15 protein-coding genes and 1 tRNA gene are annotated in these 18,361 nt (G+C 72.2%); 9 read left to right on the top strand and 7 right to left on the bottom strand.

The window, feature by feature from the left end:
- Positions 1–129 precede the first annotated feature (129 nt).
- From AB0O82_RS17280 to AB0O82_RS17255, 6 genes are all read left to right on the top strand, one after another.
- Positions 130–1,950, top strand: a complete 1,821-nt coding sequence (locus AB0O82_RS17280) for a non-ribosomal peptide synthetase (RefSeq protein WP_331744777.1) — start codon at positions 130–132, stop codon at positions 1,948–1,950.
- The gene (locus AB0O82_RS17275) at positions 1,947–3,149 is read left to right on the top strand and encodes an argininosuccinate synthase-related protein (RefSeq protein ID WP_331744778.1); all 1,203 of its coding nucleotides are present in this window, start codon (positions 1,947–1,949) and stop codon (positions 3,147–3,149) included. The genes AB0O82_RS17280 and AB0O82_RS17275 overlap by 4 nt, the downstream gene beginning before the upstream one ends.
- A 1-nt stretch (position 3,150) precedes the next feature.
- The gene (locus tag AB0O82_RS17270; RefSeq protein ID WP_331744780.1) at positions 3,151–4,467 is read left to right on the top strand and encodes an ATP-grasp domain-containing protein; all 1,317 of its coding nucleotides are present in this window, start codon (positions 3,151–3,153) and stop codon (positions 4,465–4,467) included.
- Positions 4,468–4,575: 108 nt separating this feature from the next.
- A complete protein-coding gene (locus tag AB0O82_RS17265; protein WP_363584444.1) occupies positions 4,576–7,113 on the top strand; it encodes a penicillin acylase family protein in 2,538 nt (845 codons plus the stop codon).
- Between the two features lie 5 nt (positions 7,114–7,118).
- Positions 7,119–7,505, top strand: coding sequence for a hypothetical protein (locus AB0O82_RS17260; protein WP_363584442.1), 387 nt, complete (start codon positions 7,119–7,121; stop codon positions 7,503–7,505).
- Positions 7,506–7,777: 272 nt separating this feature from the next.
- Positions 7,778–8,509: an SMI1/KNR4 family protein gene (locus AB0O82_RS17255; RefSeq protein ID WP_363584440.1), complete on the top strand. Its 732-nt coding sequence runs from the start codon at positions 7,778–7,780 to the stop codon at positions 8,507–8,509.
- Positions 8,510–9,017: 508 nt separating this feature from the next.
- Here the strand turns inward: AB0O82_RS17255 and AB0O82_RS17250 are convergent.
- From AB0O82_RS17250 to AB0O82_RS17240, 3 genes are all read right to left on the bottom strand, one after another.
- On the bottom strand, positions 9,018–9,656 hold the full coding sequence (locus AB0O82_RS17250) for a flavin reductase family protein (protein ID WP_331744786.1): 639 nt from the start codon (positions 9,654–9,656) through the stop codon (positions 9,018–9,020).
- Positions 9,657–9,817: 161 nt separating this feature from the next.
- Complete coding sequence (locus tag AB0O82_RS17245) at positions 9,818–10,750, bottom strand: hypothetical protein (protein WP_363584438.1); 933 nt, start codon at positions 10,748–10,750, stop codon at positions 9,818–9,820.
- 74 nt (positions 10,751–10,824) lie between these two features.
- A complete protein-coding gene (locus AB0O82_RS17240) occupies positions 10,825–11,253 on the bottom strand; it encodes a hypothetical protein (RefSeq protein WP_331744791.1) in 429 nt (142 codons plus the stop codon).
- 350 nt (positions 11,254–11,603) lie between these two features.
- On the opposite strand from AB0O82_RS17240, the gene AB0O82_RS17235 reads away from it, so the two are divergent.
- Entirely contained in the window at positions 11,604–13,562 is a 1,959-nt protein-coding gene (locus AB0O82_RS17235; protein WP_363584436.1) for an RICIN domain-containing protein, read from the top strand.
- Positions 13,563–13,769: 207 nt separating this feature from the next.
- On the opposite strand, the gene AB0O82_RS17230 is transcribed toward AB0O82_RS17235, so the two are convergent.
- A complete protein-coding gene (locus AB0O82_RS17230) occupies positions 13,770–14,669 on the bottom strand; it encodes an alpha/beta fold hydrolase (protein ID WP_363584434.1) in 900 nt (299 codons plus the stop codon).
- Positions 14,670–14,751: 82 nt separating this feature from the next.
- On the opposite strand from AB0O82_RS17230, the gene AB0O82_RS17225 reads away from it, so the two are divergent.
- A complete protein-coding gene (locus AB0O82_RS17225) occupies positions 14,752–15,417 on the top strand; it encodes a TetR/AcrR family transcriptional regulator (RefSeq protein WP_363584432.1) in 666 nt (221 codons plus the stop codon).
- A gap of 41 nt (positions 15,418–15,458) precedes the next feature.
- On the opposite strand, the gene AB0O82_RS17220 is transcribed toward AB0O82_RS17225, so the two are convergent.
- Genes AB0O82_RS17220 through AB0O82_RS17210 form a run of 3 tightly spaced genes read right to left on the bottom strand, consistent with a single transcriptional unit; the run spans position 15,459 to position 18,178 of the window.
- Positions 15,459–16,919 carry an MFS transporter gene (locus AB0O82_RS17220; protein ID WP_363584430.1) on the bottom strand — a complete coding sequence of 487 codons (1,461 nt, stop codon included), beginning with the start codon at positions 16,917–16,919 and terminating at the stop codon, positions 15,459–15,461.
- On the bottom strand, positions 16,916–17,770 hold the full coding sequence (locus AB0O82_RS17215) for a glycerophosphodiester phosphodiesterase (protein WP_363584428.1): 855 nt from the start codon (positions 17,768–17,770) through the stop codon (positions 16,916–16,918). The genes AB0O82_RS17220 and AB0O82_RS17215 overlap by 4 nt, the downstream gene beginning before the upstream one ends.
- 48 nt (positions 17,771–17,818) lie before the next feature.
- On the bottom strand, positions 17,819–18,178 hold the full coding sequence (locus AB0O82_RS17210; protein WP_363584426.1) for a hypothetical protein: 360 nt from the start codon (positions 18,176–18,178) through the stop codon (positions 17,819–17,821).
- A gap of 110 nt (positions 18,179–18,288) precedes the next feature.
- On the opposite strand from AB0O82_RS17210, the gene AB0O82_RS17205 reads away from it, so the two are divergent.
- Positions 18,289–18,360 (top strand) — tRNA-Gln (locus AB0O82_RS17205).
- Position 18,361: the final 1 nt, after the last annotated feature.

The following is an 18,361-nucleotide window of genomic DNA, read 5'->3' as shown; positions in this document are numbered from 1 at the left end:
GTCGTGGGCGGAGGGGTCGTCGGCGTGGGGCTGCTGCCGCCGGGGCCGGTGAGCGACACGTCGTCCGCGTAGTACGCGGGCTGCCCGTACCAGCCCCTGCACCGACCACACCGATTGGACACAACCTCCATGGCTAGCTCTACGGCCACGATTCTCGACGACGGCGAACGACGGCTCGACACCCTGCTGCTCTCCCGCTGGGAGGCCGACCCGGCGCAGCCCGCCGTGGTCGACGGCGACCGGGTCCTGCTCGCGGGCGAGCTCAGGGACCGCACCGTGCGGGTCGCCTCGCTGCTGTGCGAGCGGGGGGTACGCCCGGGCGAGCGGGTCGCGGTCTACCTGGAGCGCTCGGCCGACTTCGTGGTCGCCGTGGCCGGGGTGATCCTGGCCGGCGCCGCCCAGGTCGCCTTCGACGTCAACGACCCGGTCGCCCGCACCCTCGACATGCTGGCCGACTGCACGCCCCGGCTGCTGATCACCACCCCCGAACTGCGCTCCCGCTTCCCCGAGTTGCCGGGCACCGAGGTCGTCACCGTCGACGAGTGCGCGGCGGCCCGCCCGGCCGGCCCGTTCGAGCCGGCGGCCGACCTCGCCGAGCAGCCCGCGGTCGTCATCTACACCTCCGGCTCCACCGGCCGGCCGAAGGCCTCGCTGATCCCGCACCGGGCGGTGACCACCCGCCTGCGGGCGCTCCAGCGCAGCCACGGACTCGGCCCGGACGACCGGATGCTGCACCACACCGCGTGCAGCTTCGACATGTTCCTGATCGAGGTGTACTGGCCGCTGATCACCGGCACCACCATCGTCATCGCCGCCCCCGGCCGCCAGCGCGACGCCGACTACCTCGCCGAGACCATCCGCGCCGCCGACATCACCATCTTCTACTGCGTGGTCTCGCTGCTGGAGCTGTTCCTGCTGGCCCGCGGGCCCGAGGAGCGCTTCGACGGCCTGCGGCGCGTCCTCACCGGCGGCGAGCCGCTCGCGCCCGAGCTGGTCCGCCGCTTCCACGCCCAGTCCACCGCGCCGCTCACCAACCTCTACGGGCCGAGCGAGTGCACCATCTACTGCACCGCCTGGGTGCCCCCGCGCGACCCCGGCCTGGACACCGTCTACATCGGCCCGGCCATCGAGGACACCACCCTGTGGATCCTCGACGAGGACGGCAAGCCCGTACCGGACGGCGAGCCCGGCGAGCTCTACATCGGCGGCGAGGGCCTCGCCCTCGGCTACCTCAACCGGCCCGAGCTCACCGCGGAGCGCTTCGTCCCGGACCACCTCGGCGACGGCCCCGGCCCGCTCTACCGCTCGGGCGACCTGGTCCGCACCCACCCGGTGGGCGGCCTGGAGTTCCTGGGCCGGGTCGACCTCCAGGTGAAGATCCGCGGCTACCGGATCGAACTGGGCGAGATCGAGTCCGCCGCCCTGCGGGTGCCCGAGGTCCGGCAGGCGGCCGTGGTGGCCCACGGCCGCGGCAGCGACGCCCGGCTGGTCGGCTTCCTGGTGCTCGCACCCGGCGCCGAGCCCGCGAGCGTCACCGCCGCCGTGCGCGAGACGCTGCGCGGCGCCCTGCCCTCGTACATGGTCCCGGCGTCGCTGGCCACCGTCGACTCGATGCCGCTGACCGCCAACGGCAAGCTGGACCGCGCCCTGCTGACCGAGCGGGCCGGGGCCGTCCTGCCCGCCGTCACCGACGAACCGCAAGCACCGCCCGGCGACGGCGTGGCCGCCACCGTCACCACGGTCTGGTGCGAGGTCCTCGGACTGCCCGCCATCGGCCCGGACGACGACTTCTTCGAGATCGGCGGGGACTCCTTCAAGGTGGTCCGCGCCACCCGCAAGCTGGAGGCGCTGCTCGGCGTCGAGGTCCCGATGCACCTGATGTACGACGAGCCCACGGTGACGGCCTTCACCGCCGCCCTGGCCGAGCAGGGACCGGAGGGATCGCGGTGACTGCCCAGGTCGTCCGTTCCTTCGGCGAGCTCGACGCGATCGCCCGCGATCCGTCGGCCCCCGTCGTCACCCTGTTCAGCGGCGGGCTGGACAGCAGCTACCTGCTGCACCGCCTGGCCCGGGCCGGCGCCCGCAACGTCCACGCCGTCAGCGTCGACCTCGGCGAGGACGAGAGCAGCGAGCACAAGCAGCGGATCGCCGACCGGCTCGGCATCCGGCTGCACCTGGTCGACGGCCGGCAGGAGTTCGCCGAGGACTACGTCCGCCCGGCCATCGCCGCGCACGCCGTCTACCTCGACACCCACCCGGTCAGCTCCTCGCTCAGCCGCCCGCTGATCGCCAAGGTCGCCGTCGACACCGCCCGCGAACTCGGCGCCACCACCGTGCTGCACACCGCCAACCGCTCCCAGAACACCCTGCGCCGGCTCAACGGCGCCCTCGAACTGCTCGGCTTCGCCGGACGCTACGGCAGCCCGTACGACCTGGACCCGGTGGACCGGGACCAGAAGATGCGCGAGCTCAAGGAAGCCGGCCTGGAGCAGCTGAGCGAGCGGCTGGTCAGCGGCGACTCCAACCTGTGGTGCCGGGAGTTCGAGTCCGGGATCCTCGACGACCCCGAGGACCACGCCGTGCCCGAGCGGCTCTACCAGTGGAGCGCGCTGCGCCCCGCCGAGGCCCCGGAGGCCGTCGAGGTCGCCTTCGAGGCCGGCCGTCCGGTCGCGGTGGACGGCCGCCGGCTGCCGCTGACCGAGCTGATCGACACCCTCAACCACCTGGTCGGCGCGCACGGCCTCGGCCGGTACAGCGGGCTCGAACACCTGGGCCACGGGCCGAAGGTGCTGGAGATCCGCGAGATGCCCGCCGCCTGGCTGCTGCTGCGCTCGCGCCGCCACCTGGAGACGGCCACCCTCTCCGCCGAGCTGCTGCGGGAGAAGCTGAACCAGGAGCAGCTGTGGGTCCGCGAGGCGCTGGAGGGCCGCTGGTTCGGCGAACTGCGCCGCGCCAGCCAGGCGTTCATCGAGGTCTGCTCGGCGCACGTCACCGGCTCGGTGCGGTGGCGGCTCTCGGCGGGCTCGGCCGAGACCCGGGCCGTCGTCGCCGACCGGCCGCTCTACCTGCGCGACCGGGAGGCCTGGGAGCACCGGTCCGTCGCCGCCGAGCGCGCGGCGTTCAGCCCGAACCAGCCGCAGGAGCGCTGACATGGGCGGCTCGAACCCGACGGACCACCCGGCGCCCCCGGAGTCCCCTACGCCCCCTTCGTCCCCGACGCCCCCGGTGCTGCTGGTCGTCTACGGCCGGGGCTCGGCGACCGCGCGCGGGGTCCTGACCGCCGGGCGGCGGCTGTGCACGGCGGTCTTCTTCGGCGACCTCGGCGACCCGAAGGTGGCCGCCGACCTGGCCCAGCTGCCGAAGTCGGTCACCGTGGTGGACACGTCCGGCCTGACCGAGGAGCAACTGTGCGACCGGGCCGCCGAGTTCGGCGCCTCCGGAGTGATCACCTTCAGTGACCACCTGCTCCGGACGGCGTCCGCCGTGGCCGCGCGGTGCGGAGTGCCGTTCCACGACCGCGCCACCGTCGAGGTCCTGGTCGACAAGTTCCGCCAGCGCGAGGCCCTGGCGGCGGCGGGCGTACAGGCCACCGCCTGCCGGACGGTCCACTCCGCCGCCGACCTCGGCCCGGCCCTCGCCGCGACCGGGCTGCCCGCCGTCCTCAAGCCCCGCTCGGGCGCCGGCAGCGTGGACACCTGCCTGGTCCGCACCGCCGCCGAACTGGCCGACCGGTACGCCGAGTTCACCGAGGGCGTGGCGAGCCCGGCGGTGTTCGTGCTGGAGGAGTACCTGGTGAGCGACCCCACCGTGGTGGGGGAGTTCTGGGGCGACTACGTCTCGGTCGAGTCCGCGATCCGCGACGGCGAGATCCGCACCGTCGCGGTCACCGGCAAGCTGCCACTGGCCCCCCCGTTCCGGGAGACCGGCTACTTCACCCCGGCCCTGCTCCCCGCCGGCCTGGCCGACGAGGTCGTGGCCCTGGAGCAGCGCGCGCTGCGGGCGCTCGGTATCCGCGAGGGCGTCACCCACACCGAGATCAAGTTCACCCCCGACGGGCCGCGGCTGATCGAGGTCAACGGCCGCCTGGGCGGGCACGTCTCGGACGTCCTCAAGCGCTCCGCCGGGACGGACCTGCTCGCCCTCGCCCTCCGGCTGGCACTCGGCGCGTTCGACCCGCCCCAGCCGGTGCTCGCCCTGGGCGCAGGCTGCCCGAAGGTGGCGTTCCAGTACTTCATCTCCCCGCCCGCCGACGGCCTCGCCCCCGGCCCCGGCGAGGTGCTCGACGGCCTCCACCACCTCCCCGGGGTGGACCTGGTGGACGCCACGATCGACCCGTCCTGGCGGGCCGACTGGCGGGCCGGCACCGAGTGGCTGATCGGCACGGTCTACGGCACGGTCCCCGGGCACCCCGAGCTCCGGGCCACCGTCGAGGGCATCCACCGCACGATGGCCGACTTCTGGTCCTGACGGCTCCCTGAGCCCCCCTGCCTCGACCCCAGCCCCCTTCACCCCGCCCAACCTCGCACCCCTGGAGTCAACTTGCCGCGGCGCATACGCACAGCCACCCACGCGGCGGTGGCAGCCGTAGTCTCCGGCCTGGTCCTCGCGCTGCTCGCGCTGGGCATCGGGCCCGTCCCGGCCCTCGGAACCGCCCTCGTCCCCGGGGCCGGTGCGTGGGACTCCGCCGCCGGCGCCGAACTCCCGCACACCGAGACCCTCACCCTGGCGGGCCTGAACGCGCCGGTGACGGTCGCCTTCGACGACAACGGCGTCCCCACCGTCAAGGCCGCCTCCGACACCGACCTGTTCCAGGCCCAGGGCTACCTGCACGCCCGCTTCCGGCTCGCCCAGCTCGACCTGGAGCGGCGCGCCGGACGCGGACGCCTGGCGGAACTCAACGGGCCCGGGAGCGTCGAGTCCGACCGCTTCGAACTCCAGATGGGACTCCTGCGCACCGCCGAGGCCACCTGGGCCGCCACCGCGCCCGACAGCCCGGCGGGCCGCGCCCTCACCAGCTACACCCGGGGAGTCAACGCCTGGATCTCCGAGCTGCGCCACAACGGGCAGTGGCCGGCCATCTTCTCCCTCACCGGCGTCTACCCGGCCGACTGGACCCCGGTCGACAGCCTGGTCATCCAGGAACTCCTCACCCAGAGCATGGACTTCACCAGCACCCCGCTGGACTACGCGATCTTCCGGGAGTCCCTCGGCGAGGAGCGCACCATGGACTGGTTCCCGGTCCACGCGCCCAACGACCAACGGCCGTACGACGTCGGACCGTACCGCGACCTCGGCATCGCGCCGCTGCCCCCGAACGTCAACACCGCCGGGCCCGACGGCCAAGCCGCCGCCAACCGGTCGGAGCCGCGCCCCGCGCCCGTCGCCCCCACCGGGAAGCCCGACCCCGCCGGGGAGGCGACCGCGGCCCACACCCTGCTGGACACCATCCGCGCGCTCCCGGCCACCCAGGTCCACACCTTCCCGGACAGCAACGCCTGGGCGGCGAACGGCCCGGCCGTGGCGGGCGGCAACGCGATGCTCGCCGGCGACCCGCACCTGCCGATGACCCTGCCCTCGTACTGGTACCAGATCGCGCTGTCCTCGCCGGAGACCGACGTCACCGGCGCCAGCATGGCCGGCATGCCCGGCGTGCTGATCGGCCGCAACGCCAACATCTCCTGGTCCCTGACCGACGGGCAGAACCAGTCGACGGTCTTCTACAGCGAGCAGACCAGCCCCGACCACCCCGGCCAGTACTTCTGGAACAACGCGTGGCACCCGATGCAGCGGGTGGAGTACACCATCCCGGTCCGGGGCGGCGACACCGAACACCTCGCCGTGGACCTCACCGTGCACGGGCCGGTCCTGACCCGGGCCGGGCAGACCACCTCGGTCAGCTGGATGGGCAACATCCCCTCCCCCGACCTGGCCGTCCTGCTCTCCGTCAACAAGGCCCGCGACTACCAGGAGTTCCGCACCGCGCTCGCCGACTGGCACGCCCCCACGCTCAACTTCGCCTACGCCGACGGCGGCGGCAACATCGGCGTGGTCGCCGCCGGGTACTTCCCCCTGACCAAGGGCGGCAACCCCTGGTTCCCGCTGCCCGGCACCGGCGAGTACGACGTGGTCGGCGCCATCCCCTTCGACGCCACCCCGCAGGTCTACAACCCGCCGAACCACGTGGTCGCGACCGCCAACCAGCGCCCCGTCTCCGCCGACTACCCGTACTACATCGGCACCACGCTCAACGCCTTCGACAACGGCTACCGGGCCAACCGGATCTACCAGTACCTGGAGAGCCACCAGGCGATGACCAGCGCGGACTTCACCACCCTGCAGAACGACGTCACGGACTACCTCGCCACCGTCATCCTGCCGCACCTGAAGACCGCCCTGGCCGACCAGAAGCTCGACCCCCGCCAACAGGCCGCCCTCGACGTCCTGAACCGCTGGGACCACACCATGAAACCCGGCGTCGCCGGCGGCCCGATCTGGTGGACCTTCTGGAACGACTACCTGGAGACCACCTTCCAGCCCTGGTGGAACCACGCCAAGGTGCCGGTCGAACGCGACCGCCTGTACCTCAAGGTCTCCAGCGCCCTGCCCAGCCTCGACGAGAACCTCGAAGCCTGGACCCTGCACGACCCGACCAACCCGGCCTTCACCTCCCCCGGCGGCCCGACCCGCACCGCGACGGACGCCATGCGCACCGCCTTCGCCCAAGCCGTCTCCGAACTGTCCCAGGACCTCGGCAACGACCCCGCCACCTGGACCTGGGACCGCGTCCACACCCGGCAGATCCCCTCCCTCACCGGCGCCGAAGCCCTCGGCTACGGCCCCGAGCCCGCCGAGGGCGACCGCTGGACCGTCAACGCGGCCGACGGCGGCATGAACTCCACCTTCGGCCCGAGCTGGCGCATGGTCGTCGACTGGAAGGGCCCGAACACTGCCACCGCGCAGGCCGTCTACCCCGGCGGCCAGAGCGAGAACCCGGCCTCACCCTGGTACCGGAACTTCATCCCGTACTGGTGGGAGGGCCGAAACCCGCCGCTCCTGATGGCCGCCGACCAACCCGCCTCCACCAAGGTGTGGACCCTGCGACCGGGAGCCTGACCACCATGACGACCCCCCACCTCCGCACCCTCCTCCCCACCCTCCTCGCCACCGTGGTCATAGCCCTCGGCTCCCTCTACTCCCTCTGGTACCTCCCCTTCCTCTGCGGCCTCGCCCTCGGCGCAGTCACCGCCCTGCGCGGCCAACGAGCCCGCACCGCCGTCCTCACCGCCACCACAGCCGCCCTCGCCGGCTGGGCCGCCCCCCTCCTGTGGCGCGCCGCCACCGGCGAAGCCGTGGCCGGCACCGCCCGCACCCTCGCCGCCCTCGCCGGCCTCCCGGCCCTCGCCTCCCTGATGATCACCGCAACCCTCCTGATCAGCCTCCTCCAAGCCCTCCTGGGCGTCTGGCTGGCCCGCACCACCACCGCCACCCTCCGCCCCACCCCCTGACCCCACCCCCACCAAGACAAACGATGGCCCGGCCCGCTCAGCGGCCCGGGCCATCGTCGTTCCGTGGTCTCGGTTTCGGTTTGCCGACCAAGTCGACGGCCTCGGCCGACGTATCCACGGGACTCCGGGCCCACATCCGCCCAGACGGAGCTGAGGTCGAACCCCCCGTCCCAGGTGTTCAGCAGTGCCTCGAATCACCGCCTGAATCAGATCCTCAGCAGCACCCCCGGCCGCCAGGGCCTTGAAACACCAAGGTCATATCCTGGCCGATCATGCAGAGCATTGACTGGGACGACGTCCGGGGGCGGGTACGCGCGGTGCGCGAGGAGCAGGGGTGGAGCGGGCCGGGGGCTGAGCTGGCTGCGCCGCTGACCGAAGTCCAGGTGGTGGAGGCGGAGCGGCAGTTCGGGATCACGTTTCCGGCGGACTACCGGGAGTTCCTGCTGCGGGTGAGTGCGGGTGGACGGTGGCCCAGGGAGTTGCGGCGGGGACCCGACGGATGGCACTGGGCAGAGGACGCGGACACCCAACTGGAGCGGCTGCACGTGCCGTTCCCCGATCACGACACCGCGCTGGCGGCGAGTGACGAGGTGTGGGAGAAGTTCGTACGGGAAGAGGACTACGCCAACCCTGCCGACTTCGAAGCCGCCCGGGACGCTCGGAACGAGGCCGTGGAGGCGGCGGAACGGGACCGGGTCACGGGCGGTGTGTTTCTGGCGGGCCATGGCCACAACTTCAGCACCCTGCTCATCGTCAGCGGTCCGGATCGCGGCAGTATGTGGTTCGACGGCCGGCCGACCTGCGATCGCCTCAACCCGCTGCTGACGGATGCGGGGCGACCGGCCGGCTTCGGCGAGTGGTACATCGACTGGCTGGAGCACGAGGAGGGTCTGACGACCCCGGAGCTGGAGAAAGCCGCTCGCGACCAGTGGCACCGCGGTGTCGGCACGCCCATCTGGCTCCGCTGGTTCGACGACTGGGAGGACAACCGCCGCGGTCGGTAGCCCACTGGCCACGAAGGCGCCGGTCATCGCCAGGGCCCTGGCAGGGGCCACGGCAGTGTGATCGGCAGGGAACGGTCACCAGGCGGCAGTGATGTGAGCAGACTGGAGTGATGAACTCCGGGACAGGGCTTGGCAGCGGCGCTTGGGGCTTTCGCAGCACGGGAAGTCGGACCGGCCGACTTCCCGTGCTGAGAGCGGGATCCGTAAGGCGCTCCCTTAAAATCCCACGGTGAAGATCTGGACGGAGCGCCCTGCCAAAGCCGACGTCGAAGCGGTCGTCTGTCGCTACTTCAGTCTGCTCCGAGCCGGCCGGATCCCCGAGGGGCCACGAGGGCACCGGCTTCTACGTCGAGATCACCTACCGCGCGCGGATCATCGAGGTGTCATTGAGCTTCTGGGTGAAGCCCACCAACGCCGGCTGGGTCCTCGCGGGACCGGCCACCCTCTGGTAGGAGGACGAACGAAACGCAGCACGATCCGGACGCCGACGCAATCTCCAGATGCCCGCTCAGACGGTCGTCGACTGGAGCTGGTGCGGCATGTTCCAGCCCTCGGCGAGCCTCGACGGGTGAACGTTGGCTCCCCCGCCGAAGAACTCGCAGAACTTCATGATCAGCGGATCCCAGCCGAGCGGATCCACGTAGTGCGTCCCGGGGATGACGAGGCTCTCCTCGACATGGGCGCGAAGGACCTCGACCTCGAAGGCGGTCGCGTGCGGCTCGGGACCGCCGAAGGGGTGGGCCGAGACGACCTTGCACTCCAGCTGGACCGGGCATTCCGCGACCCTGGGGGGCCGGACCAGGTCCGACGCCTGCTCGGTCAACTGCGCGACCGAGAACTTCTCCGGCTCGTACCGGTAGCCCTGCTTCACCTTGTAGTCCGCCACGACCGGCTTCCCGGTGGTGAGCGCGATCCGGTCGACGGCATCGACCATCGCCGACGAGGGCAGGTTGAGCACGCACTCGCCTTCCCGCAGCAGGTTCGCGGTGGTCTGGCCGTTGTTGCCGAGACCGAGCATGCAGGATTGGCCCAGCCACCACACCGAGGACATCGGCGCGAGGTTCGCCGTGCCGTCCTCGTTGAGTGAGCTGATCAGCACCACCGGAGTTCCGAAGTACAGGACCTTGAGCCCGGGGACGACGTGCATGCGCTGTGCCTTTCGCGAAGTGCCGGACGAACAGGTCCGCGATCAGGAACACGAACCGTCGCCGACTCTCTCGTGGGCGAGACACCTGCGCTGGCGGAAATGTGACACCGCGTTTCGGCCGAGTGCGGTCGAAGACGGCAGCGGCAACGGCAACGACGACGCTACGGTCCGGGTTCGGGGCGGCCGAGGACGGCGTCCGCTTCGCTGAGCATGCGCCGCCGTTCGGCCAGAACGCCGTCGAACGCGGTGGCGTTCTGCTGGATCAGGGTGCGCTGGACGGCGGTCTCGGCCTCGTTCCAGATCCGGACGAGCCCGGTCTCCTGTTTGCAGACGACGTCCGCGAGGGCGGTCGTCCGTTCCTCGCCGGTGGCTCGTTCGGACGGCCAGGTGCCGGTCTGGAGCGGCGTCGCGTAGTCGTACCCCGCCCGCTTCATGCACCGGGACCACGCGGTGACGACGGCCACGACCTCCGGCGTCTTCGCCGACTGCTCGAAGGACTCCTGGTTGGCCGACCGGACCACGTAGGCGTCTCCCGGGTAGCCGGTAGTGCCGGTGATCCGCCGCGCGGCGGACTCCTGGCAGCCCTGCGGGCCGGTGAGCGCCTTCATCTGTGCCGGGGAGAGCGGTGCCTGCGTCGGGGCCGGGTGGTCGGGCAGGTGGTAGCCGACGGTGCGGGCGCCGGTGGCGCTGGTCAGACCGTAGCGCCGTTCGTACCGGCCCAGCAGGGGTGCCTGGACGCCGGCCGGGGCGGGCGGTTGGAGGCCGGCGCTTCGCAGGCAGTCGGCGACCAATCGGTCCAGGGCGGTGTGCAACCGGGCCTCGTCGGCGGGCGGGAGGAAGTACGGGTCCAGCGGCAGGGAGATGACGGCGGGGCCGTCGGTGGCGGCCCCGGGCGTGAAATCAGGTGTGACCTCAGGTGTGACCTCAGGTGTGACCCCGGGTACGGCCTCCGACGTGACGGCGGCGGCGGAGGGCGGCGTGCCGGTGGCGCCCCCTCCGCTCGTGGAAGTGGAGCAGGAGGCGAGCAACAGGCAGCAGGTGACGACAGCTACGAGCGGGGCCGCGAGCGGGGCGGCGAGCCGTGGTGCGTTCATGGTGACGTGGCCTCGAATCTCTGCGCCGCCGGGCCGTCCGACCAGTCGGACGGCCCGGCGGGGTGCTGCTGCGGTCAGCCGTTGACGAGGAACGAGGCGTCCTCGTTCTTCGTCCTCACCAGGTTGCCGTTGCCGCAGGCCACGATGAGGTCCGAGGGCCCGGACCAGTTCTCGTTGTAGAACACCTGGACGTTGCCGACGCAGTGGCCCGGGTACTGGTAGGTGGCGGAGGCCGCGTTGTTCTTCACCGCGGTGCCCTGTCCGGGGCCGGGCGTCAGGAACGCGCCGGCGTTCGCGAGGTTGTCGAAGCCCTTGAACCCGGTACTCAGGTCCCAACCGGCCACCGAGCCGCTCTGGTTGGCGTTGTACCAGAGGCAGAAGGCCCTGGCGCCGAGGCAGTTCGGGTTGTTCGGCGCGGCCTGCGCGGCGGGCGACACGGCCAGCGTCGCGGTGGCCACCGTCCCCGCGAGCAGCAGGGTGGTGAGGATGCGTCGAGTCTTCATGGTCTTCCTCCTGGAGTCCGAACGCCCCGAGGCGGGGCGGATCCCGGTTCGGGTGCGTTTCGGTGCGACGGGTACGGGGGGCCGGTCCATCGGTGCCGCCACGTCCCCCGTTCGTGGCGGTGGTGCCGTCGGCCCCCGGCTCCGTCTTCGGGTTCCCGGTCCGGAACGCCGCCGTGGGGGGCCGCGTCACGGGACCTTGAAGTGTCCGAAGATCCGATGGAGACTCCACCGTGCGGGCTAATTTGATTGTCCATCAACAAAAAACCGACACGGCCCAGGTGAGCGGCGGACAATCCCGCTTCGGCCGCCGGACAGGACCGGACAAAGGGTCGGACAGGACAGGAGGCACGGTGGGTAGTGCTGGACGACCGCAGGGACAGCTCAAGGGAGAGACGGAACAGGCGAACGCCCTGGCCCGGTTCGTACGGGAGGTGACGGGCGGGGCCACGGTCCGCGAGCTCGCTCAGCGGTACCCGGCCAGCAAGACCAGTTGGAGCGAGTACCGCTCCGCGGAGAAAGACATTCCGTGGCACCTGCTCGAACGGCTGGTCCACGACTGCGCGGTGGACCCGCAGGCCCGAACGGTGTTGCTCGTCCGCGCCCGCGCCCTGCACGAGCAGGCCGGCCGGGCGGCGGCCGGGACAGCCCCCTCGCACGCGGAAGGGCGGTCGGCCGCGCGGCAGGCCCTGGAACGGGCCCGGCAGGCGCAGCGCCAGGCCGAGGCGGGCGTGGCCCAGGCCGAGGACCTGATCCGCGTGCTGGTGGCGATCGTGGCCGAACTGCGGGGCGAGCTGAGCGCCGGCACCGAGGACGGGGCGGGTCCCGGTGGACGGGTCTCGGACGGCGGGTACGCGGCGCAGTCGCGGCGGTCCCGGCTGCGGGAGGCGACGCGTTGCCTGGCCGAGGTGCGGCGCATCAGGGAGGACGCGTGCCAGGTGCAGCGGACGGCGGGCTGGGAGGAGGACACCGTCGGGCTCCTGGTCGACCAGGAGCGGGCGCGGGCCCAGGACGACGGTGGTCAGCAGCCGGGTGCGGAGCTGGTGGTGGACGGCGGGGTCCAGGCGCACCTGCCGGTGCTGCGGCGCTTGGAGGCCGACCTCGTGGAGGTGCGGGAAGCACTGGCCGACCAGTGCCGGGAGGTGAGCCGGATGGTCCGGCCCACCGCGGCCGGGTCCGGGATTGTCCGCGGCGAACTGGTCCGGGCCCCGGACAACCCGCCGACCAGCCCGCTCGCGCTCGGCCCCCCGCCCAACGGCCCCGCGGTCATCAGCCCCACGGTCATCAGCCCCACGGTCATCGGGCCGCCGCTCGTGGGGCCGCTGCGAGGAGGGCCGCTGCGAGGAGGGCCCGCCGATGCGCGGCGGCATCGCACGGCCCGGACCGGTGCGGCCATGGGGGCGACCGCGGTGCTCCTGGCCGGGGCGCTGGTGTTGGCCGGGGTGCTGGTGGGCATACGGCTCGGCACGGCGCCCGCCCCCGTCGACGCGCTCACCCGGGCGGCCGGCGCGGGCGCAGGCCCCTCGGCGCCGGCGGGGGACAGCCCCTCGCCGTCGGCACCCAGCACGCCGCCGACCGCCTCGCCGTCCATCTCACCGACCGCCTCACCGGCCGTCCCACCGACCGTCCCGCCGCCCGCCTCACCGGCCGATCCTCGGACCGCCGGACCGGGGAGCGCGCCGCTGGTACCGGCACCGGCCGGTACGCCGACCCCCACCGCAGGGTCCAGCACCCCACCGGAATCCGTCGTCCCCTCCCCTTCGGACGGGAACCGCGCGCCCATGAAGTCCTCGCCGTCGCCCAGCTCCATATCGCCGCCGACGGCGGAACCCTGGACGCCCGACCGGCTCGGCGGAACCCCCATGGTCCCGCCGACGGGGTCCGTCTCCATCAAGAACGGCAACAGCCTGCAGTGCGTGGCCACATCCGGCGGCACCCGGGAGGAAGGCCAGGAAGCCCAGCAGTTCCCCTGCGGGGACTACCCCGACCACTTCTGGGAGAGCCAGAAGACCTTCACGGACGCCGAAGGCAACACCTACTACCGGCTCGTCAGCTACAACAGTGCCCTGTGCCTCACGGTCCAGGACTCCAGCACCGAGGCCGACGCCCGGGTGATCCAGTCCGCGTGCAAGAACGACCCCGGGCAGTCCTGGAGAATCGAGAAGTGGCCGAAAGGCATCCGCTTCGTCAACGGCAACAGCCACCAGTGTCTCGCCGTCTCCTACGGCAGCACCGCCCCGCGCGCCCCACTGATGCAGTACCCCTGCGGAAACTACCCGGACCACTACTGGAGCTACGGCCCACGCCGGTAGCGGAGCGGTCCCCCCGGCCCGCACGGCCGGGTGGCAGACCGCCCGGGCGACCCGTCTCCCCCTGGCCACGGTGGCAGGTCGGCGAGCACCCTGTTCAGGCCCGTGCGGCAAGCAGAAGGGCCGCCCCTCCGAGGGCAGCCCTTCTGCGGATTCTGCGGCTTCTGCGGATTCGGCGTCAGCCGCCAACCCGGCGGTGGAGGCCGCCCGTCAGCTCCGGGTCCCCTGCCGGGAGGAGGTGATGAACTGCAGCAGGTGTTCGTTGACCAGCTCGGGGCGTTCCAGGTTGAGGCCGTGACCGGCTCGTTGCACGATCTCGGCCCGGACTCCCGGGATCAGCGCGGTGACCCGCTGGAGGACGTGACGCGGGCGGAGCAGAGCGCTGCGCCTGCCCAGCAGGACGAGGGTGGGCAGGCGGATGGAACTCAGTTCCTCGTCGGTGAACGGCCTGGCGGCGGGGCGGGTGTTCGGCTTGTAGCTGCGCATGCCGAGCATCAGGGGGGCGATCATCTCGGGCGGCGAGCTGAGTGCGGGGTTGGCGAGCAGGCGCCCGAGCGCGGGGCGCAGCGGCCGCGGGGCGAGCATGCCGAACAGGCCGCCGATCATGTGGGCGTAGAACCGGGCGGGGACCTTCTCGATGCCGCCGGGGTCCATCGGCGCGATCGAGGCGAGGCGTTCGGGTGCGTGGATGGCCTGGTTGAGGGTCAGCCAGCCGCCGTAGGAGAGGCCGACCAGGTGGATGCGGTCGAGTCCGAGGCCGGCGAAGACCTCGCCGAGCCAGGCCGCGTTCTCCTCGGAGCCGGCCGCGACGGCGCGTTGGACGCTGCGGCCGGGGTCGTCGAGCGTGTCGATCGCGTAGACCGGGTGGTGTTCGCCCAGGGCGGCGATCTGCGGGTACCAGTTGGACGGGTGTCCGGCGTGGCCGTGCAGCAGCACGATCGGTTCGCCGGTTTCGGGTCCGTAGTGGTGGACGTGGACGGTGCCGTAGCTGGTTTCGACATCGAGTTCCCGGCGGGGGGCCGGCCACAGCTCCATCGCGCGGTCGTAGGCCTCAAGGAACTTCGTTCGGGCTTTCTCGCTGACGAAGTGTCCGACGCTGGTCCTGGTCATGGTCCCTCCCGGTGCTCGGAATGCACGAAACAGCAGCACTTGATGGTATGTTTGTACCATAAAAACGTCTGGAGGGAACCCGATGCCGAAGCTGGTGGATCACGAGGAGCGACGGGCCCACATCATCGACGCCCTGCTGCGCACGGCGGCGGACACCGGGCTGCACGCCGTCACCATGCGGTCCGTCGCGATCGAGGCGGGTGTCTCGGTGCGGCTCGTGCAGTACTACTTCGACACCAAGGAGCAGTTGCTGCTCGCGGCGCTCACCCGCCTGGCCGCACGGATGGGCGAGCGGATCCAAGAGCGGGTCCAGGAACGGATCCAAGAACGGGTCCAGGTACGGACCCAGGAACGGGTCCGCGACCGCGCCGGGGCGGCCGGGCCCTCGGCGTCGCCGCGCGACATCGTCGAGGCGGTGCTGCTGGAGTCCGTGCCGACGGACGAGGAGAGCCGGACCTTCCACCTCGTCTACACCGAGTACGCGGTGCTCTCCATCACCGACCCCGCGCTCGCCGGGCAGTCGTTCCTCGCGGCGCCCAACGAGATGGAGGACTTCCTGGTCGGCCAGCTGACCGCCGCCCGGCAGGCCGGGGACACCGATCCGCGCACGGACGCCCGCCAGGAGGCCGTCGTCCTCCTGGCGGTCTCCGCCGGCCTGGGCCTGAGCGTCCTCCTCGGCCAGCGGACGGCGGACGACGCGGTGGCGGTCCTGCACTACCACCTCGGCCGGCTCTTCCCCGGCCCGTAAACCCTCGACGGCGACCGATTGAGCGCCCCCGGCCGGGGACGTCAGAGCCGTTCGGGAACGGGATTGCCGACGGCCTCGATGGCGCGGCGGACGGGGACCTTCAGCAGGAGGACGAAGCCGATGAGGAAGAACACCAGCAGGGAGATGATCGCCGAGCGGTAGCTGCCGGTGATCTGGTAGGCGAGGCCGAAGAGCAGCGGGCCCATCCAACTGGTGCCGCGGTCGCTGACCTTGTAGACGCTGAAGTACTCGGCCTCCCGGCCGGCTGGGATGAGGTGGGAGAACAGCGAGCGGGAGAGCGCCTGGCTGCCGCCGAGCACCAGTCCGATCATGCAGGCCAGGGCGAAGAACCAGACGGGCTGGTGGGCGGGCATCAGGTACCCGAGGGCGAGGGTGGCCACCCAGCCGACCAGGGATCCGAGGACGGTCCGCTTGGCGCCGTAGCGGCGGGCGATCCGGCCGAGGAGCAGCGCGCCGCCGATCGCCACGATCTGGACCAGGAGCACGGCCGCGACCAACGAGGTCTGGTCCATGCCGAGTTCCTCGCTGCCGTAGAGCGAGGCCTGGGAGACGACGGTCTGGATGCCGTCGTTGTAGCAGAGGAAGGCGCCCAGGTAGAGCAGCGTGAGCGGGTACTGACGCATCCCGCGCAGGGTGCGGGCGAGTTCGCGCAGGCTGCCGGCGGCGGGCCGGTCCGGCGTGGCGGCGGGCCGGGCCGGCGCAGCCGGGGTACGGCCGGACACGACCGGGGTGCGGTCGGGGGCCGCGCCCGCCCGGGAGGGCAGCCGCAGCATCGGGACGAGCGTGAACAGCGCCCACCACAGGCCGGCCGAGGCCAGGCAGATCCGCACGGCGGTGCCGGAGGACAGGCCGAGCGCGTCGTGGCCCTGGAACAGCGCCAGGTTGGCGATCAGCAGCAGTCCGCCGCCCGCGTAGCCGTAGGCCCAGCCCTTGGAGGAGACCGCGTCGCGCTCGTCGGGGGTGGCCAGGCCAGGAAGGTAGGCGTAGGAGAGGGCGACCGACACCGCGTACGCGATGTTGGCGACCACCAGCAGTGCGCCGCCGAGGAGGTAGCGGTCGCCGTCGAGGAGGAACATCCCCATCGTGGCGACCGCGCCGACGTAGGCGAAGCCGCACATCAGCTCCTTGTGCCGCCCGGTGCGGTCCGCGACCGTGCCGGTCAGCAGCATCGCCGCGACCGAGAGCAGCACGGAGAAGGAGACCGTGTACGGGAAGAACGACCCGGCGCGCACCGACAGTCCGAGCGGGTGCACGTCGCCGGCCGCGTCGGCGGCGTTCTTGGCGACGGTCGTCAGGTACGGCCCGAGGAACACCGTCAGGACGGTGGCCGAGAAGGCTGCGTTGGCCCAGTCGTTGATGTACCAGCCGAACCGTATCCGGCGCAGGGCGCTGTCATCGGCGGCGGCCGCCTCGCGCTCCGGCGGGCCGTCCGGCAGATCGTCCGGGAGACGGTCCGGCAGGTTGTCCGTGGTGCTCGTCATGGGGATCCCATCACCGTGCTGGAGCCGGTGCTGCCGTCGCTCCAGCAGCCGCGCTCGCCGAGGACGTCCCGCAGGACGTCTATGCGATCGGCCATGATGCCATCCACACCGAGGCCGAGGAGAGCCCTGATCCGTGTGGGATCGTCCACAGTCCAGACGTGAACCTGGAGGCCGAGGCGGTGGGCGGCGCGCACGAAGGCCCGGTCGACGACCCGGACGCCCCGGTGCCGCTCAGGCACCTGCGCGCACACCCCGGCGAACGGCGCCCCGGCGAACCGCGACCCGAACCGCGACCCGAACTGCGCCCATGAGCGCGCCCCACGCCCCCGCAGCAGCGGCCCGGCCAGCGAACGCAGCCGCAGCCGGGCCACCTCGCGCGGGCCGAGCGAGGTGGCCAGCCGGGGGCCCGCGGCAGCGCGGACGGCGGCGAGGCGGCTGTCGGAGAAGCCGCCGACGCAGACCCGGTCCCAGGCGCCGGTCCGGCGGATCGTCTCGACCAGCGGCCCGACGGCGACCGCCGCCTTGACGTCGACGTTGAAGCGGGCCCCGGGGAACGCGTCGAGCAGGTCCTCCAGCAGCGGCACGGGTTCGGTGCCGCCGATCCGGGCCTGCCTGACGGTGTCCCAGGGCAGGTCGGCCACCGCACCGGTGCGGTCGGTGACCCGGTCGAGGCGGGTGTCGTGAAAGGCCACCAGCGCGCCGTCGCGGGTGGCGTGCACGTCCGTTTCGAGGTAGCGGTACCCCAGGGCGACGGCGGCCGCGAAGGCGGCGAGCGAGTTCTCGGGGTGGCCGAGGTCACCGCCCCGGTGTGCGAAGGCGAGCGGCCCGGGGTGGTCGAGGAAGGGGTGCATGTGGTGCTCCGAGCTGCTGGGATGCGCGTTACAGTATTACGCACCCTGTCAAGCAGTAACGCCGGTACCGCCGGTAACGCCAGTAGTCCCATCAGTGCCATCAGCACCAGCAGTACCGCTACCGCCCGGATCGTCGACGCGGCGCAGATCGTAGAGGTACGACCTGCCGGCCTTCCAGCTGCGCCAAGGGCCGAGCGGAGGGATCAGCTCCTGGTCGCCCGTCCGCCCCGCCAGCGGCCCGGAGTTGGCGACCCCGTCGGCGCCGACGGTGCACCAGCCCCGCTCCGGCAGCCACCGGCACCACACGTCCAGGTCCACCCGCCTGTACGACGGCCTGCCGTTGAACACGCCGTCCGCGCGGAAGTGGTACACCAGACCGTCCAGGCGGCGAACGAACTCGATCGACACGACGGCTCCCCCCATCGGACACCCGAAGGGCCAGGCTACGCCGCGAGCCCGGCGGAGACAGCGAAAGTGCGTTGCACGGCCGCCGACCTGACGCATAGGCTCACGCCCATCGACGTGTAGCTCAGCAGCAGAGCGCCGGGCTCTGGACCCGGAGGGCGCAGGGGCGGGACCTGCCACGTCGGC

Origin of the sequence: Kitasatospora sp. NPDC088264, from assembly GCF_040685715.1 — a bacterium.
In the GTDB taxonomy this organism is placed as follows: domain Bacteria; phylum Actinomycetota; class Actinomycetes; order Streptomycetales; family Streptomycetaceae; genus Kitasatospora.
Note: the sequence above shows the minus strand (reverse complement) of the source record. Positions and strands in the feature narration are given on the sequence as shown.

Bases quoted from the DNA above. Each gene is read 5' to 3' on its own strand.
- AB0O82_RS17250 (WP_331744786.1), bottom strand. From the start codon at position 9,656: ATGCACGTCGTCCCCGGGCTCAAGGTCCTGTACTTCGGAACTCCGGTG.
- AB0O82_RS17270 (WP_331744780.1), top strand. From the start codon at position 3,151: ATGGGCGGCTCGAACCCGACGGACCACCCGGCGCCCCCGGAGTCCCCT.
- AB0O82_RS17225 (WP_363584432.1), top strand. From the start codon at position 14,752: ATGCCGAAGCTGGTGGATCACGAGGAGCGACGGGCCCACATCATCGAC.
- AB0O82_RS17220 (WP_363584430.1), bottom strand. From the start codon at position 16,919: ATGACGAGCACCACGGACAACCTGCCGGACCGTCTCCCGGACGATCTG.
- AB0O82_RS17230 (WP_363584434.1), bottom strand. From the start codon at position 14,669: ATGACCAGGACCAGCGTCGGACACTTCGTCAGCGAGAAAGCCCGAACG.
- AB0O82_RS17280 (WP_331744777.1), top strand. From the start codon at position 130: ATGGCTAGCTCTACGGCCACGATTCTCGACGACGGCGAACGACGGCTC.
- AB0O82_RS17240 (WP_331744791.1), bottom strand. From the start codon at position 11,253: ATGAAGACTCGACGCATCCTCACCACCCTGCTGCTCGCGGGGACGGTG.
- AB0O82_RS17260 (WP_363584442.1), top strand. From the start codon at position 7,119: ATGACGACCCCCCACCTCCGCACCCTCCTCCCCACCCTCCTCGCCACC.
- AB0O82_RS17245 (WP_363584438.1), bottom strand. From the start codon at position 10,750: ATGAACGCACCACGGCTCGCCGCCCCGCTCGCGGCCCCGCTCGTAGCT.
- AB0O82_RS17255 (WP_363584440.1), top strand. From the start codon at position 7,778: ATGCAGAGCATTGACTGGGACGACGTCCGGGGGCGGGTACGCGCGGTG.
- AB0O82_RS17215 (WP_363584428.1), bottom strand. From the start codon at position 17,770: ATGCACCCCTTCCTCGACCACCCCGGGCCGCTCGCCTTCGCACACCGG.